Source organism: Stutzerimonas sp. S1, from assembly GCF_025966695.1.
Classification (GTDB): Bacteria; Pseudomonadota; Gammaproteobacteria; order Pseudomonadales; family Pseudomonadaceae; genus Stutzerimonas.
The window spans coordinates 225,424-238,562 of record NZ_JAOEIY010000001.1 but is presented as its reverse complement, the minus strand read 5'-3'; the positions used below and the strand labels follow the sequence as shown (position 1 = coordinate 238,562).

Here is a 13,139-nt window from a genome sequence, read left to right as displayed (position 1 = left end):
GGGCGGCCATGTTAACTCGACACTAGCCCGGCATGCCTATCACCTTGGTCGATGTGTGATCTGTTGCGTCTGCCTGTATCTGCCATCAACCCAGTTTGCGCGGGTGGGCGAAGACGATGCGGAAACAGCTGCCGCCCTGCTCGCGTGCGCTGTAGTCGAGTCGCGCCTGATTGCTCTCGCATAGCTCGCGGGAGATATACAGGCCCAGCCCGGTGCCCTTGCTTTCGGTCGTGAAGAAGGGCTCAAAGATGTTCTGCAGCTGGTCGGCGGCCACGCCGGGACCGTCGTCGAGAACTTCAACCACCGGCAAGTCACTGGCCGGGTCGCGATAGAGTCGCAGCCATACCTGCGCCTGCGAATGGAGCTGACCGCTGTAACGCAGGCCGTTCTGCACCAGATTGGTGAGCACCTGGGTGAGCTGGTTGGGGTCCATCCGTGTCTGCAGCGAGCTACCGATGGTTTCCAGATGCACGGCCTGCTGCGGGGTAAGCCCGCTGCGAAACTCGCTGACGAAACGGTGCAGCCAGTATTTGAGGTCCAGCAGCTGCGGTTCAGCCTGCCGGCGGCGCGACAGCTGCAGGACGTTCTCGATCACTAGGTTCATGCGTCGCGAATGATCCTGAATGATCTGCGCCAGACGCCGGTCAGGTCCGTCGAGGGCTTCTGATTCCTGTAGCAGCTGCGCCGCATGGCTGATCGCCCCGAGCGGGTTGCGGATTTCGTGGGCGATGCTGGCGGTCAGTCGACCGAGCGAGGCGAGCTTGAGTTGCTGGGCTTTCTGGGCGATTTGCGAGCTGTCTTCGAGGAACACCAGTGTGTTGCGCTTCTCGCCGTGCTGCAGCGAGGCAAAGCTCGGTTGCACGGTCGGCCCGCCCGGGCTGATCTGTAGATGCGCCGGGCGCAAGGTCGGATTGCCCTGCCATTGCTTCAGTCGGGCCAGTAGCTCCGGGCAGTCCGAAGCGAGCGTGGCGCCGGCGAGCGACGGCCGTTCGAGCAGTTGCAGTGCGCCCTGGTTGGCCAGCAGCACCTGTTGCTGCGGATCAAGGACCAGGATGCCGGTGCGCATGCGTTGCAGGATCAGCGCGTTCAGCGCCTCCAGGTTGGCGACGTCCTCGGCGCGTTGTCGGGCCAGATGCTCGCTGGCCTGCAAGCGGTGGGTCAGTCCCTGTACCAGCAGGGCCGCGGCAAAGCATAGGGTGCCGAGCGCGCCAGCCTGCACGAACTGGCGACTGGCCTCCGGCTGGTTCAGGCTGAGATAGAAGGTCAGGTAGATCAGACCAGTGGCCGCGACGGCTGCGACGAAGAATCCGACACGCCCGCGCAGGAGCACGTTGGCGATGGCAACGGCGATGATCAGCAGGTTGCCGATGCCGCTGGGTGTTCCGCCGGCGAAGTAGAACAACCCGGAGAGCAGGATCACGTCCATCAGTGCCAAGCCCAGCACCGGCAAGTCCTGTTTCGGATTCTGGACCAGTACCGAGACGACGATGTTGAGGATCAGGTAGAGCCAGGCACCGTTGCGGAACAGTAACGGATTGCTCATCTGCAGCAGGTTGTCGTACAGGTCGCTGCTGATCAGCAGTACCAGGGCCAGGCCGATGGTCAGGCGATAAAAGTGGTACAGCCGCAGAATGCGCTGGCCCTGGTCGCCGAGAAACACCAGGTTCTCAGTGCCCACCAGCCTTGCCGTCCTGTTCCAGGTGGGCTCGGCTGCAGTACCAGCGCTCCTTGTCCTGCACGGCCTGATCCTGCGGCAGGTGCACCCCGCAGTGGGCGCAGCGCACCATCGGCAGCGCGCTAGGCTCGGGTTTGCGTCGCACGGGTTTGCGGACCATGCGCCGCCACAGCCAGATGGCGACGGCGATCAGGGCGATCCAGAACAGTAGGCGAAACAGGCCCATATTTTTATTCCTGGCTTAAGCGCTGAGCCCGGCCGATCAGCGAGGCTTTTTCGGCCCGGCGAAGGCGGGGAGTCGCACGGCCGAGCCGATGGAGGTTCGAGTGAGGACTCAGTCGAACAGGCCGAAGGTCAGGTAGCTCCACCAGGAGCGCGTCTCGCTCGGTTGTTCGGCATCCTTGAGTGCTGGACGCAGTTCTTCCGGGAGGTCCTGCACGGCTGTTTCATATTGGCGAATGACGTCGCGGTTGGCGCGCGAGGTATCCGGGCGTGGCGCCTCGCTCTCGATCAGGCCGAGTGTGGCCTGGCTCAGCCAGCTGCGATTATCGGCCTCGGTCTCGCGTGGGGTGAACTTGCCATCTTCCAGTGTCTCGTGGTCCGGATAGTTGGCCTCGAGAGTCTTCAGGCTGGTAGCTGCCAGTTCTTCCAGGCCCAGGCGCTGGTAGGACTCGGTCATGACGGCGAGCCCGTCGGCCACCGCCGGCGTACCCTGGAAATTTTCCACCACGTAGCGCCCGCGGTTGGCCGCGGCAACGTAGGCCTGGCGCTTGAGGTAGTAGTGGGCGACGTGAATTTCATTGGCGGCCAGCAGGTTGCGCAGATAGATCATCCGCGCCTTGGCATCCGGGGCGTAGCGGCTGTTGGGGTAGCGGCTGGTGAGCTGGGCGAACTCGTTGAACGAGTCACGGGCGGCGCCTGGGTCGCGTTTGGTCATGTCCAGCGGCAGGAAGCGGGCAAGCAGGCCACGGTCCTGGTCGAAGGACGCCAGGCCCTTGAGGTAGTAGGCGTAGTCGACATTCGGATGCTGCGGGTGCAGTCGGATGAACCGCTCGGCAGAAGAGCGCGCCGCTTCCGGCTCGAGATTCCGGTAATAGGCGTAGATCAGTTCCAGCTGAGCCTGCTCGGCAAAACGGCCGAACGGATAGCGCGATTCCAGCGCTTTGAGTTTGCTGATCGCGCTGGTGTAGCTCTTGTTGTCCAGGTCGGCTTGCGCCTGCTGATACAGTTCGACTTCGCCCAGATTCTCGTCGACGGTCTCGGTGGATGAGCAGGCGGCGGTGAGGGCGAGGATGGCGATCAGCAGCAGGTGTTTCACTTGCATGGCGGCTTGCGTCCCTGTGACGGCTGGCTGTCTCGCGCGAAGCCGTCCTGTTATGATGAGCGCCCCGGTCAGCCGGGACAAAGACGCCGTATTTAAACACAAGCGTGCAGACGAAACCAAAGTCTGCGCCCCCGCCGCAGTGCCCCTATGTCCGCGAATTCCAAACAGGCTATTCATCTCCGCGCCGAGGTGCCGTTCGACCTTGGTGGTCAACGCCTCGATCAGGTCGCGGCGCAACTGTTCTCCGAGCACTCCCGCTCGCGTCTGGCTGCCTGGATCAAAGACGGGTTACTGACGGTCGACGGTGCGGTGCTGCGGCCGCGCGATACGGTGCATGCCGGCGCCATCATCGAATTGAACGCTGAACAGCAGGCGCAGGGCGAATGGCAGGCGCAGGACATACCGCTCGATATCGTTTACGAGGACGAGCACATCCTGGTGATCGACAAGCCGGCCGGACTGGTCGTGCACCCGGCCGCCGGGCATGCTGACGGCACGTTGCTCAATGCTCTGCTGCATCATGTGCCGGATCTGATCAACGTGCCGCGCGCCGGCATCGTGCACCGCCTGGACAAGGACACCACAGGGCTGATGGTGGTGGCCAAGACTCTTCAAGCGCAGACGCGACTGGTCGAGCAACTGCAGGCACGCAGCGTCAGTCGGATCTACGAAGCGATCGTCGTCGGGGTGGTGATCACCGGCGGGACCGTCGACGCGCCAATCGGACGCCACGGCCAGCAGCGCCAGCGTATGGCGGTGGTGGAGGGCGGCAAACCCGCGGTCAGCCACTTCCGTGTGCTTGAACGTTTTCGCTCGCACACCCACGTGCGGGTGAAGCTGGAAACAGGGCGGACCCACCAGATTCGTGTGCACATGACCCACATCGGTTATCCGCTGGTGGGCGATCCGCTCTATGCCGGCCGCTTCCGTATTCCGCCAGCGGCCAATCCGACGTTGGTGCAGACCCTGCGCGAGTTTCCACGTCAGGCTTTGCATGCGCGCTTCCTGGAGCTCGACCATCCGGTTACCGGCAAGCGGATGAAGTGGGAGTCGCCGTTGCCGGACGATTTCGTCTGGCTGCTGACTCTATTGCAGCAGGACCGTGAGGCGTTCGTCGGGTGAGTGGCTGGCCGCATGGCTGGCTGCTACCAGAGTGGCCGGCCCCGGCGAGCGTTCGGGCCTGCGTGACCACTCGCGAGGGTGGGGTGAGCCGGCCGCCATTTGAGAGTCTCAATCTCGGTGATCATGTGGGCGACGACCCGATTGCGGTGACGCGTAATCGGGCCTGCCTGCAGCAGCTGCTGGGGTGCCGGCCCGCTTGGTTGAATCAGGTGCACTCCGCGCACGCGGTGCAGGCAGATCCCGCGGAGGTAGCCACGGCAGACGCGCTTTGGAGCGCTTTGCCCGGAGTTGCCTGTGCGGTACTGACGGCCGACTGCCTGCCCGTGCTGTTCTGCGATCGTGCCGGCACACGGGTCGCCGCCGCGCATGCCGGTTGGCGCGGGCTTGCGGGCGGTGTGCTGGAGGCTACGTTACGCGAGCTTGCGGTGCCGGCTGGTGAGTTGCTCGTCTGGCTCGGGCCGGCGATCGGGCCGGGCGCTTTCGAAGTCGGTCCGGAGGTGCGTGCAGCCTTCGTGGCAACTCATGCCGAGGCCGTCGAAGCGTTCCGTCCAAGCGGCCATGAAGGGCGCTTCATGGCCGACCTTTATCAGCTGGCGAAAATTCGCCTGGCTGCCTGCGGCGTGACCGCCGTGTACGGTGGCGGGTTCTGTACTTACAGCGATACCCGATTTTATTCCTACCGCCGGGTGCCGCGTACCGGGCGCTTCGCCAGTCTGATCTGGCTGCAGTAGACGCCTACATCGCTGTCTGGGTGTCCCGGCGCGCATGACCTGAATCAAACCCCTCGCTTGAATCTCCAGCAATCATCCTCATCTATGCTGCATCGCGCGGGTGTTCCTTATTGGCGGATCAGCGCCAGCCCGCTCCACCTTGAGGAAAAAATTTCATGCGTATTGATCGTCTGACCAGCAAGCTCCAGCTTGCACTTTCCGACGCGCAGTCCATTGCGGTCGGGCTGGATCATCCGGCCATCGAGCCGCTGCACCTGATGCAGGCCCTGTTGGAGCAGCAGGGGGGCTCTATCAAGCCGCTACTGATGCAGGTCGGCTTCGATATTGCAGCCCTGCGCCAAGCGCTGACCAAGGAGCTTGACCAGCTACCCAAGCTGCAGAATCCCACCGGTGACATGAATATGTCGCAGGACCTGGCGCGCCTGCTCAACCAGGCCGATCGCCTGGCTCAGCAGAAGGGTGATCAATACATCTCCAGCGAATTGGTGCTGCTCGCCGCGCTGGATCCGAACACTCGCCTGGGCAAGCTGCTGCTCGCGCAAGGGGTGAGCAAGAAGGCGCTGGAGAATGCCATCGCCAACCTGCGCGGTGGCGAGGCGGTCAACGATCCCAATGCCGAGGAGTCGCGCCAGGCGCTCGACAAGTACACCGTGGACATGACCAAGCGCGCCGAGGACGGCAAGCTCGATCCGGTGATCGGTCGCGACGATGAGATTCGCCGCACCATTCAGGTTCTGCAGCGGCGTACCAAGAACAATCCGGTGTTGATCGGGGAGCCCGGTGTGGGCAAGACCGCGATCGTCGAGGGGCTGGCACAGCGCATCGTTAATGGTGAGGTGCCGGACGGCCTCAAGGACAAGCGTCTACTGGCGTTGGACATGGGCTCGCTGATCGCCGGCGCCAAGTTCCGTGGCGAGTTCGAGGAGCGCCTCAAAGCTGTGCTCAACGAGCTGTCCAAGCAGGAAGGCCGGGTGATCCTGTTCATCGATGAGTTGCACACCATGGTCGGTGCCGGCAAGGCTGAAGGCGCGATGGACGCCGGCAACATGCTGAAACCGGCGCTGGCGCGCGGTGAGCTGCACTGCGTCGGTGCCACGACGTTGGACGAGTATCGTCAGTACATCGAGAAGGACGCCGCGCTGGAGCGTCGCTTCCAGAAGGTGCTAGTCGACGAGCCGAGCGAGGAAGACACCATCGCTATCCTGCGCGGTTTGAAGGAGCGCTATGAGGTACACCACGGCGTCACCATTACCGATGGCGCGATCATCGCTGCGGCCAAGCTCAGCCACCGCTATATCACCGACCGGCAATTGCCGGACAAGGCCATCGACCTGATCGACGAGGCGGCCAGCCGCATCCGCATGGAGATCGACTCCAAACCGGAAGAGCTGGATCGCCTGGATCGTCGCCTGATCCAGTTGAAGATCGAGCGCGAGGCGCTGAAGAAGGAGGACGACGAGGCCACCAAAAAACGCCTGGCCAAGCTCGAAGGCGATATCGCCAAGCTGGAAAAGGAGTACGCCGACCTCGAGGAGATCTGGAAGTCGGAGAAGGCTGAAGTGCAGGGCTCGGCGCAGATCCAGCAGAAGATCGAGCAGTCCAAGGCCGAGTTGGAGACCGCGCGTCGCAAAGGCGATCTGGCACGTATGGCCGAACTGCAGTACGGCATCATCCCCGACCTCGAACGCAGTCTGCAGATGGTTGATCAGCACGGCAAGGCGGAGAACCAGCTGTTGCGCAACAAGGTGACTGACGAGGAAATCGCCGAAGTGGTCTCCAAGTGGACCGGCATCCCGGTGAGCAAGATGCTCGAAGGTGAGCGGGAGAAGCTGCTGCGTATGGAAGACATGCTGCACCAGCGGGTCATTGGCCAGCATGAGGCGGTGGTCGCGGTGGCCAATGCTGTGCGTCGTTCGCGTGCGGGGCTCGCCGACCCGAATCGGCCGAGCGGTTCATTCCTCTTCCTCGGCCCGACCGGGGTGGGCAAGACCGAACTGTGCAAGGCGCTGGCCGAGTTCCTCTTCGATACCGAGGAGGCGATGATCCGCATCGACATGTCCGAGTTCATGGAGAAGCATTCGGTCGCGCGTCTGATCGGTGCGCCGCCGGGTTATGTCGGTTATGAGGAGGGCGGTTACCTGACCGAAGCGGTTCGTCGCAAGCCCTACTCTGTAGTGCTGATGGACGAGGTGGAGAAGGCTCATCCCGACGTTTTCAACGTACTGTTGCAGGTGCTCGAGGACGGGCGTCTGACCGACAGTCACGGGCGCACCGTGGACTTCAAGAACACCGTGATCGTGATGACCTCCAATCTCGGTTCAACCCAGATCCAAGAGTTGGTCGGCGATCCAGATGCCCAGCGCGCGGCGGTGATGGATGCGGTGGCGCACCACTTCCGCCCGGAGTTCATCAACCGTATCGACGAGGTGGTGGTCTTCGACCCGCTGGGTCGGGAGCAGATCGCCGGCATCGCGGATATTCAGTTGGGACGCCTGCGCAAGCGTTTGGCCGAGCGTGAACTAAGCCTGGAACTCAGCCAGGAGGCGATGGACAAGCTGATCGCCGTTGGCTACGACCCGGTATATGGTGCCCGTCCGCTCAAGCGTGCTATCCAGCGTTGGATCGAGAATCCGCTGGCACAGCAAATTCTCGCCGGCCAATTCGCGCCGGGTACGACCGTCACCGCAAAGGTGGAGGATGAGCAGATCGTCTTTGGCTAATGGCCTTGTCGCCCGGACCTCGCGTCCGGGCTTATATCTTGGCCGTTCGACTGTCGTGCGCTCCCGTCGGGCGAAGAATGCAAACTGTTGTCGTGAATCGTGTTTTCAGGCTTGACAGCCTGCGCGGGAGCCGTAAAATGGCGCGCCTCTGAAGCGCTAACGTAACGCTGAGGAGGCTGGAAGATTTAGTTCCGCGATAGCTCAGTCGGTAGAGCAAATGACTGTTAATCATTGGGTCCCTGGTTCGAGTCCAGGTCGCGGAGCCAATTTCCAATCGGGGTATAGCGCAGTCCGGTAGCGCGCCTGCTTTGGGAGCAGGATGTCGGGAGTTCGAATCCCCCTACCCCGACCATTTTTGGGTCGTTAGCTCAGTTGGTAGAGCAGTTGGCTTTTAACCAATTGGTCGTAGGTTCGAATCCTACACGACCCACCATCCAAGCTTCGCAAGAAGTACAAAAGCTGGAAGTGTCTGAATAAGACCTTCCAGCTTTTTTATTGCCTATCTAACCCCTGGTCAAAATGGCCGGCCTCCGCCCAGCCAATTGCTCGGTGCTGAAGTGATGAGCTGTTCTGTTGTGCGTATGCCGGGCAGGTGATGCTTATAGTGCCAGGCTGCTGAGTAAGCGGCTCAGCAGTCCCAGACCAATGACCACGGTGAGTACCAGCGTCAGGAGCAGCAGCGGACGAAATGGACGTCGTTCAATTCGGTGCTGTGGCGCGCGCAGATAATCGTCGACGCGTTGCTGGTCTTCGGGAGTTAGTCGGCTGGGCATGGGGTTACCTCGACGAGAGTGAACTCAGTCTAGCCGGACCTTGGCATCGTGAGGAAAGTGTCCGCCAGCTTCTTCCGCAGTGGTGCGCATAGCGAGCCGTGGCGGCTCGCTGAGTGGGTGGAGTCAGGTGTTTTTCAGGCGCCGCAGGTTGCCGATCACCGATTCCAGTGCCCGATCGAACAGCAGGGTGTCGTTGAGCAGGCTGATCGCCTCGCGACGAAACTCCATTGCCAGGCCTGTGCGGGTCTTTTCCAGAACTTTCATGCCTGTCCGGTTGACGAAAATATACTTGCCGGTGGGCTTGATGATCGCGGCCAGCTTGCAGCGCAGCTTGTGCTCCTCGTCCTCCTGAAACTCTACCCAACTGCCAACCCGCAGGTTGTCGACCTTGGCTAGTGCTGCGTCGTTATCTGCAAGGTCAATCTCGGGTTCGCGCTCGCGGCTCTCGCCAGGCGCAAGCAGAAGGATCTCTTCCACCACTTCGACCATGGCAGGCGGCGATCGCTGCTCCTGCTCGTTCATGGGCGCGGCCGCTTGCTTGACGCTGTCGTTGGCTGGCGGTTGCTCGAACTGCTGGAGCGTCTGCACATGCAGTGCCTCCAGCTGCGTGAAGAATTCACCGGTGGAGAATGGGTCGAATGCCGCGCTGACCAGGCCTTCACGTAGCGACTTAAGGAGGCTGGGCACCAGCTCCAAGAGTTTGGCGCGAGACGCTTCATCGGCGTGTGGTGTGACGCTCCAGATCAATTCGTCCATGGTGGTCAGCGCGTCGTCCCACTGCTGCGACTGGGTGCCATGTTTCAGGCAGGTCAGTAGCAGCACCTTGCTCCAGGCTTCCTGTAACAGGCGCACAACCACTTCCGGAAGCGTCTTGCCAAGCAGTCGCTCGTTCAGCGCCTGTTCGACTGCCTGGCGTGCAACTTCGGCTTTTGCCCGCCCTTCTTCAGCGTCGCGGGTGCGTTGTTCGAGCAATTCGCTGCGGCGACGCTCGTCACCGATGAACGCGAGGAAATCCGCCAATAGCTCGGAAAAGATTGTCGGATCATCAGTGAAATCGTTCAGCAGGCGCGCGACGATCTGCTCGATTTTTTGATACAGACTATCGCGCTGGGCCTCGTCCTGATCACTCCAGCCCATGGCCGCGGAGGCGATTTCGTTGAGCAGGCGCCGCGCTGGATGACTGCCACGGCTGAAGAAGGTCTTGTCCAGTACGGCAACCTTGAGCAGGGGGATCTGCAGGCGACCGATCAGTGCCTTCAGCGAGTCCGGCAGGTTGCGATCGTCGAGGATGAACTCGAAGAGCATCGACACGAGATTGATGACATCCTCGTCGACCTCGCCCACTACACGTGATTTTCCGCTCTTGGCGCTGACGCGCTGCAGCAGTTGGCCCAGTTGGTCCTGCAGGTCGTATTCATCGACCGTTTGTGGCGCGCGCGCCTGCATGTGAGAGAGCAGGCGCATCAAGTCGTTGCTGGAGATCGGTACTGCATCGCTGGGAACGCTGCGCGTGGGGAGTGCGCTGCTGTTGCGCAGCTCGGACAACAAGCCGAGCAGGGCGCCGAAGGCAGCCTCCTGCTGACCGCTTTCGGTTGCGGCCGATTGACTGGTGGTTGGTGCGGGCGATGACGTATTGGCCCCCGGCCCGAGTCCCGCTCCCGAGGTTTGCGGGCGGCGCGGGGGGGCGGACTGCAATTCAGGCAGGATGCCGGCGGCCGTTAGTGTCAGGTTGGCCTCGGCGTAGAGCTGGTCCAGCTCTGCAAGCACGTACTTTTCAAACAGCTTGAGAATGATCAGCTTGACCTTGATCTCGACGCCCAGGCTGCTGCAAGCCTCGAGGAAGTAGTCGCAGATTGCGCTGGGGCCTAGCGGATTGGTCTTGTCGTCGAGTTTCTTGCTGACCACTGCATTCATGCGGGTGGTCAGATGACTCAGGGACGTGCCCGTACGCCCGGTCACCTTGGTCACCATGGTGTCAATGGCGACAGATTCCTCCAGCTCATCGTTCTGCACCAGGCTCAGGCTATCGAACGAAACGGGCTCGGTCAGACTGGGTTTGCCGATTTCGTACTGGTTGAGCGTGGAGAAGGCCTCGAACAGTTGCTGCAGGAAGCTGCGCTCGATGGTGCGTCGCTTCATGCGCAGATCGCGCATGGCCTCGAAGAACGCGTTCTGTTCGGTGTTGCTGCTGGCCCGATCGGCGATCTCGAACAGCGAGTCATCGGCATTGTCGAGCAGTGTTTGCAATGCTTGGCGCAACTGCTGAGCGGCTTTGTCGCGCACGCTGATAAGCGCTACCGGCAGCTTGGCGGCCGGTGACGTCGGCTTGTGCTCAGGGGCGGCCTTGTTCAGGTGCACCACTTTCGCATCGGTTCGCATCGAGACTCTCCTACGGTCGCCGGCCTGTTGGGCGGGTCACCACGCTTTGTGAGCGTTAAAGTAACAAGGGTGCCGGCATGGCGTCATTAATGTGGCGCCAGAATTAGTAAGCGCAATTATAAGCACGGTGGTGCCAGGGTAGATCCGGATTTGTGTTCGACATGATCCGCATCACAGATGCTCCCGGGTTTTCTGCCGAACGGTAAAAAAACCCGGGCAACCAGCCTGGCGACCCTTCTATCGCGCGCACTCCCAAGTCAGCCTTTATACTTCCGGCCAAACCATGTGGAGTCTGCCATGCCTAATCTGAGCCTTGCCGATCTTTCCGCCGAAATCGATGCCAATGTCCGTCGGGCTTTGGCCGAAGATGTCGGCACTGGCGATATCACCGCCCAGTTGATCCCTGCCGAGCGTCTGGCGCACGCGTCGATCATCACCCGCGAAACGGCTGTGGTCAGTGGAGTGGCGTGGGTCGATGCGGTCTTTCGTCAGCTTGATCCGCGGGTCGCGGTCCACTGGCAGGTGAGCGATGGTGAGCGAGTCGAGGCTGATCGAGTGCTGTTTCATCTCGAAGGCCCGGCGCGGGCACTGTTGACCGGTGAGCGTACCGCGTTGAATTTCCTGCAGACGCTGTCCGGTGTCGCGACACGCTGTCGGCACTATGCCGATCTGGTCGAGGGCACCGGGGTGCAGCTGCTCGACACGCGCAAGACGCTACCCGGGTTGCGATTGGCGCAGAAGTACGCGGTCACCTGTGGCGGTTGTCACAATCACCGCATCGGTCTTTACGACGCGTTTCTGATCAAGGAAAACCATATCGCAGCCTGCGGAAGCATCGCTCAAGCGATCGCGACGGCGCACCGGATCGCGCCGGGCAAGCCGGTAGAGGTCGAAGTGGAGAGTCTTGACGAACTGGAGCAAGCGCTGCAGGCCGGCGCGGACATCGTCATGCTGGACGAGCTGAGCCTCGACGACATGCGTACGGCTGTCGACCTTGCCCGGGGGCGAGCCAAGCTCGAGGCCTCCGGCGGGATCAGCGAAGAGACCTTGCGCGTGGTCGCGGAGACGGGGGTGGATTACATCTCGATCGGCGCACTGACCAAGCATGTGCAGGCAGTGGATCTGTCGATGCGTCTGCGTCAGTAGGGTGGCGCAACCGGAGCAGCGTGCCTGCTCCGGTACAGGGCCTCAGTGGCGGTTCTTGAAGCCGAAATTTTCGTGCAGGGTGCCGGGCGTGTCGTCTTCCTTGGGTGCATAGTCCTTCGGCGGTTCGGTGAATGCTGGCGACGACAACCGCTCGCGCGAGCCGTGATGGTCTTCGCTGTGCAGGGCAGCGAGCAGACGCTGGCGGGTCTGTTCGTCGAGCGCCAGGCGGTCGGCACCCTCGGTCAGATGGTCCTGGATATCCTGATAGCTGTTGGTGAGCTTGCGCAGTAGGCTGGCGGTGGTGTTGAAGTGAGTAACCACTTCGCTCTGGTAAGTGTCGAAACGCTCCTGCAGGTCGTCCACCTGGCGTTGCGTGCGGTTAGGCGCGCTGCTGCGGGCCACCAGATAACCAATAGCGATGCCGGCGATCAGGCCAACAATCGGGAGCAACCAGGTCGCGAGGGTCTGTTCCACGAGTCCTTCCTTCTATATAAAACGGCTGTGCTTACGTTAACTTCTCGTACCTGCTCTGTATACCGCGGCGCAATGCGACGGTCATCCGGCAGCTGGTAAGCAAGACGAGTCGACTCGTCCCAAGGTCACGGAGTTCCTCCTTTGCTGAAACGTGAAATCCCCATCTCTCTTGACGGCCCCTGTGGTGTGCTGGAGGCCCTGTATTTCGATCAGCCCGATGCCAAAGGGCTTGCGCTGATCTGTCACCCGAACCCGGTAAAGGGTGGCACCATGCTGAACAAGGTCGTCTCGACCCTGCAGCGCACTGCTCGCGACGCGGACTACAGTACCCTGCGGTTCAACTATCGCGGAGTCGGTGGCAGTGCTGGCGTGCACGACATGCAGGAAGGCGAGGTTGACGACGCCGAAGCCGCTCTGCGCTGGCTGGTCGAGCAGCGTCCCGATCTGCCGCTGACCCTGCTGGGCTTTTCCTTCGGCGGCTTCGTGGCGGCCAGCCTGGCGGCTCGCCTCGAGGCGCAAGGGCAATCGTTGAATAAGCTGTTCATGGTAGCGCCGGCGGTTTCCCGGCTGACCGAGCACGCGCCGGCCGAGCATTGCGAGCTGACCATCATCCAGCCCGAGCAGGACGAGGTGATCGATCCCGCCTCGGTGTACGCCTTCTCGGCAACACTGCGGCGTCCCCATGAGCTGCTGAAAGTGGCAGAATGCGGCCACTTTTTCCACGGCAAGCTGGTGGAGCTGAAGGAGCTGGTAGCGCCGCGGCTGTAGCGCGCTGTTCCTGTCACCTTTAGGTGC

At 61.9% G+C, this 13,139-nt stretch carries 11 protein-coding genes and 3 tRNA genes; 8 read left to right on the top strand and 6 right to left on the bottom strand.

Annotation, left to right across the window (positions count from 1 at the left end; translation table 11 throughout):
* Positions 1 to 85 precede the first annotated feature (85 nt).
* The 3 genes from N8H22_RS01120 to N8H22_RS01110 all read right to left on the bottom strand — a co-directional run bounded on the left by N8H22_RS01120 (position 86) and on the right by N8H22_RS01110 (position 2,999).
* Positions 86 to 1,678 (bottom strand): ATP-binding protein, encoded by a 1,593-nt coding sequence (locus tag N8H22_RS01120; RefSeq protein WP_264588792.1) that lies wholly within the window; start codon positions 1,676 to 1,678, stop codon positions 86 to 88.
* Positions 1,668 to 1,901 (bottom strand): PP0621 family protein, encoded by a 234-nt coding sequence (locus N8H22_RS01115; RefSeq protein ID WP_264588791.1) that lies wholly within the window; start codon positions 1,899 to 1,901, stop codon positions 1,668 to 1,670. The genes N8H22_RS01120 and N8H22_RS01115 overlap by 11 nt, the downstream gene beginning before the upstream one ends.
* Positions 1,902 to 2,009: 108 nt before the next feature.
* The gene (locus tag N8H22_RS01110; protein WP_264588790.1) at positions 2,010 to 2,999 is read right to left on the bottom strand and encodes an outer membrane protein assembly factor BamD; all 990 of its coding nucleotides are present in this window, start codon (positions 2,997 to 2,999) and stop codon (positions 2,010 to 2,012) included.
* Positions 3,000 to 3,146: 147 nt separating this feature from the next.
* Here N8H22_RS01110 and rluD point away from each other — a divergent pair, with 147 nt between their 5' ends.
* The 6 genes from rluD to N8H22_RS01080 all read left to right on the top strand — a co-directional run bounded on the left by rluD (position 3,147) and on the right by N8H22_RS01080 (position 8,005).
* Positions 3,147 to 4,121, top strand: a complete 975-nt coding sequence (rluD, locus tag N8H22_RS01105; RefSeq protein WP_264588789.1) for a 23S rRNA pseudouridine(1911/1915/1917) synthase RluD — start codon at positions 3,147 to 3,149, stop codon at positions 4,119 to 4,121.
* Positions 4,118 to 4,852, top strand: coding sequence for a peptidoglycan editing factor PgeF (gene pgeF / locus N8H22_RS01100; protein WP_264588788.1), 735 nt, complete (start codon positions 4,118 to 4,120; stop codon positions 4,850 to 4,852). The genes rluD and pgeF overlap by 4 nt, the downstream gene beginning before the upstream one ends.
* 155 nt (positions 4,853 to 5,007) lie before the next feature.
* Positions 5,008 to 7,572, top strand: a complete 2,565-nt coding sequence (gene clpB / locus N8H22_RS01095; RefSeq protein WP_264588787.1) for an ATP-dependent chaperone ClpB — start codon at positions 5,008 to 5,010, stop codon at positions 7,570 to 7,572.
* Positions 7,573 to 7,762: 190 nt separating this feature from the next.
* Positions 7,763 to 7,838, top strand: a tRNA-Asn gene (locus tag N8H22_RS01090).
* Between the two features lie 9 nt (positions 7,839 to 7,847).
* A tRNA-Pro gene (locus N8H22_RS01085) sits at positions 7,848 to 7,924 on the top strand.
* A 5-nt stretch (positions 7,925 to 7,929) separates the two neighbouring features.
* Positions 7,930 to 8,005: transfer RNA gene (locus N8H22_RS01080), tRNA-Lys, on the top strand.
* A gap of 166 nt (positions 8,006 to 8,171) precedes the next feature.
* Here the strand turns inward: N8H22_RS01080 and N8H22_RS01075 are convergent.
* Positions 8,172 to 8,345: a DUF3094 domain-containing protein gene (locus N8H22_RS01075; protein WP_264588786.1), complete on the bottom strand. Its 174-nt coding sequence runs from the start codon at positions 8,343 to 8,345 to the stop codon at positions 8,172 to 8,174.
* A 123-nt stretch (positions 8,346 to 8,468) separates the two neighbouring features.
* Positions 8,469 to 10,724 carry a DUF1631 domain-containing protein gene (locus N8H22_RS01070; protein WP_264588785.1) on the bottom strand — a complete coding sequence of 752 codons (2,256 nt, stop codon included), beginning with the start codon at positions 10,722 to 10,724 and terminating at the stop codon, positions 8,469 to 8,471.
* Between the two features lie 297 nt (positions 10,725 to 11,021).
* Between N8H22_RS01070 and nadC the strand changes: the two genes are divergently transcribed.
* A complete protein-coding gene (gene nadC, locus N8H22_RS01065) occupies positions 11,022 to 11,870 on the top strand; it encodes a carboxylating nicotinate-nucleotide diphosphorylase (protein WP_264588784.1) in 849 nt (282 codons plus the stop codon).
* A 42-nt stretch (positions 11,871 to 11,912) separates the two neighbouring features.
* Here the strand turns inward: nadC and N8H22_RS01060 are convergent, their stop codons facing one another.
* Complete coding sequence (locus tag N8H22_RS01060; RefSeq protein WP_264588783.1) at positions 11,913 to 12,344, bottom strand: DUF1043 family protein; 432 nt, start codon at positions 12,342 to 12,344, stop codon at positions 11,913 to 11,915.
* 141 nt (positions 12,345 to 12,485) lie between these two features.
* On the opposite strand from N8H22_RS01060, the gene N8H22_RS01055 reads away from it, so the two are divergent.
* Positions 12,486 to 13,112: an alpha/beta fold hydrolase gene (locus tag N8H22_RS01055; RefSeq protein ID WP_264588782.1), complete on the top strand. Its 627-nt coding sequence runs from the start codon at positions 12,486 to 12,488 to the stop codon at positions 13,110 to 13,112.
* The last annotated feature ends 27 nt before the right edge of the window (positions 13,113 to 13,139 follow it).

Coding starts and splice junctions, on each gene's coding strand:
- N8H22_RS01110 (WP_264588790.1), bottom strand. CDS start 2,999: ATGCAAGTGAAACACCTGCTGCTGATCGCCATCCTCGCCCTCACCGCC.
- N8H22_RS01075 (WP_264588786.1), bottom strand. CDS start 8,345: ATGCCCAGCCGACTAACTCCCGAAGACCAGCAACGCGTCGACGATTAT.
- N8H22_RS01070 (WP_264588785.1), bottom strand. CDS start 10,724: ATGCGAACCGATGCGAAAGTGGTGCACCTGAACAAGGCCGCCCCTGAG.
- N8H22_RS01115 (WP_264588791.1), bottom strand. CDS start 1,901: ATGGGCCTGTTTCGCCTACTGTTCTGGATCGCCCTGATCGCCGTCGCC.
- nadC (WP_264588784.1), top strand. CDS start 11,022: ATGCCTAATCTGAGCCTTGCCGATCTTTCCGCCGAAATCGATGCCAAT.
- clpB (WP_264588787.1), top strand. CDS start 5,008: ATGCGTATTGATCGTCTGACCAGCAAGCTCCAGCTTGCACTTTCCGAC.
- rluD (WP_264588789.1), top strand. CDS start 3,147: ATGTCCGCGAATTCCAAACAGGCTATTCATCTCCGCGCCGAGGTGCCG.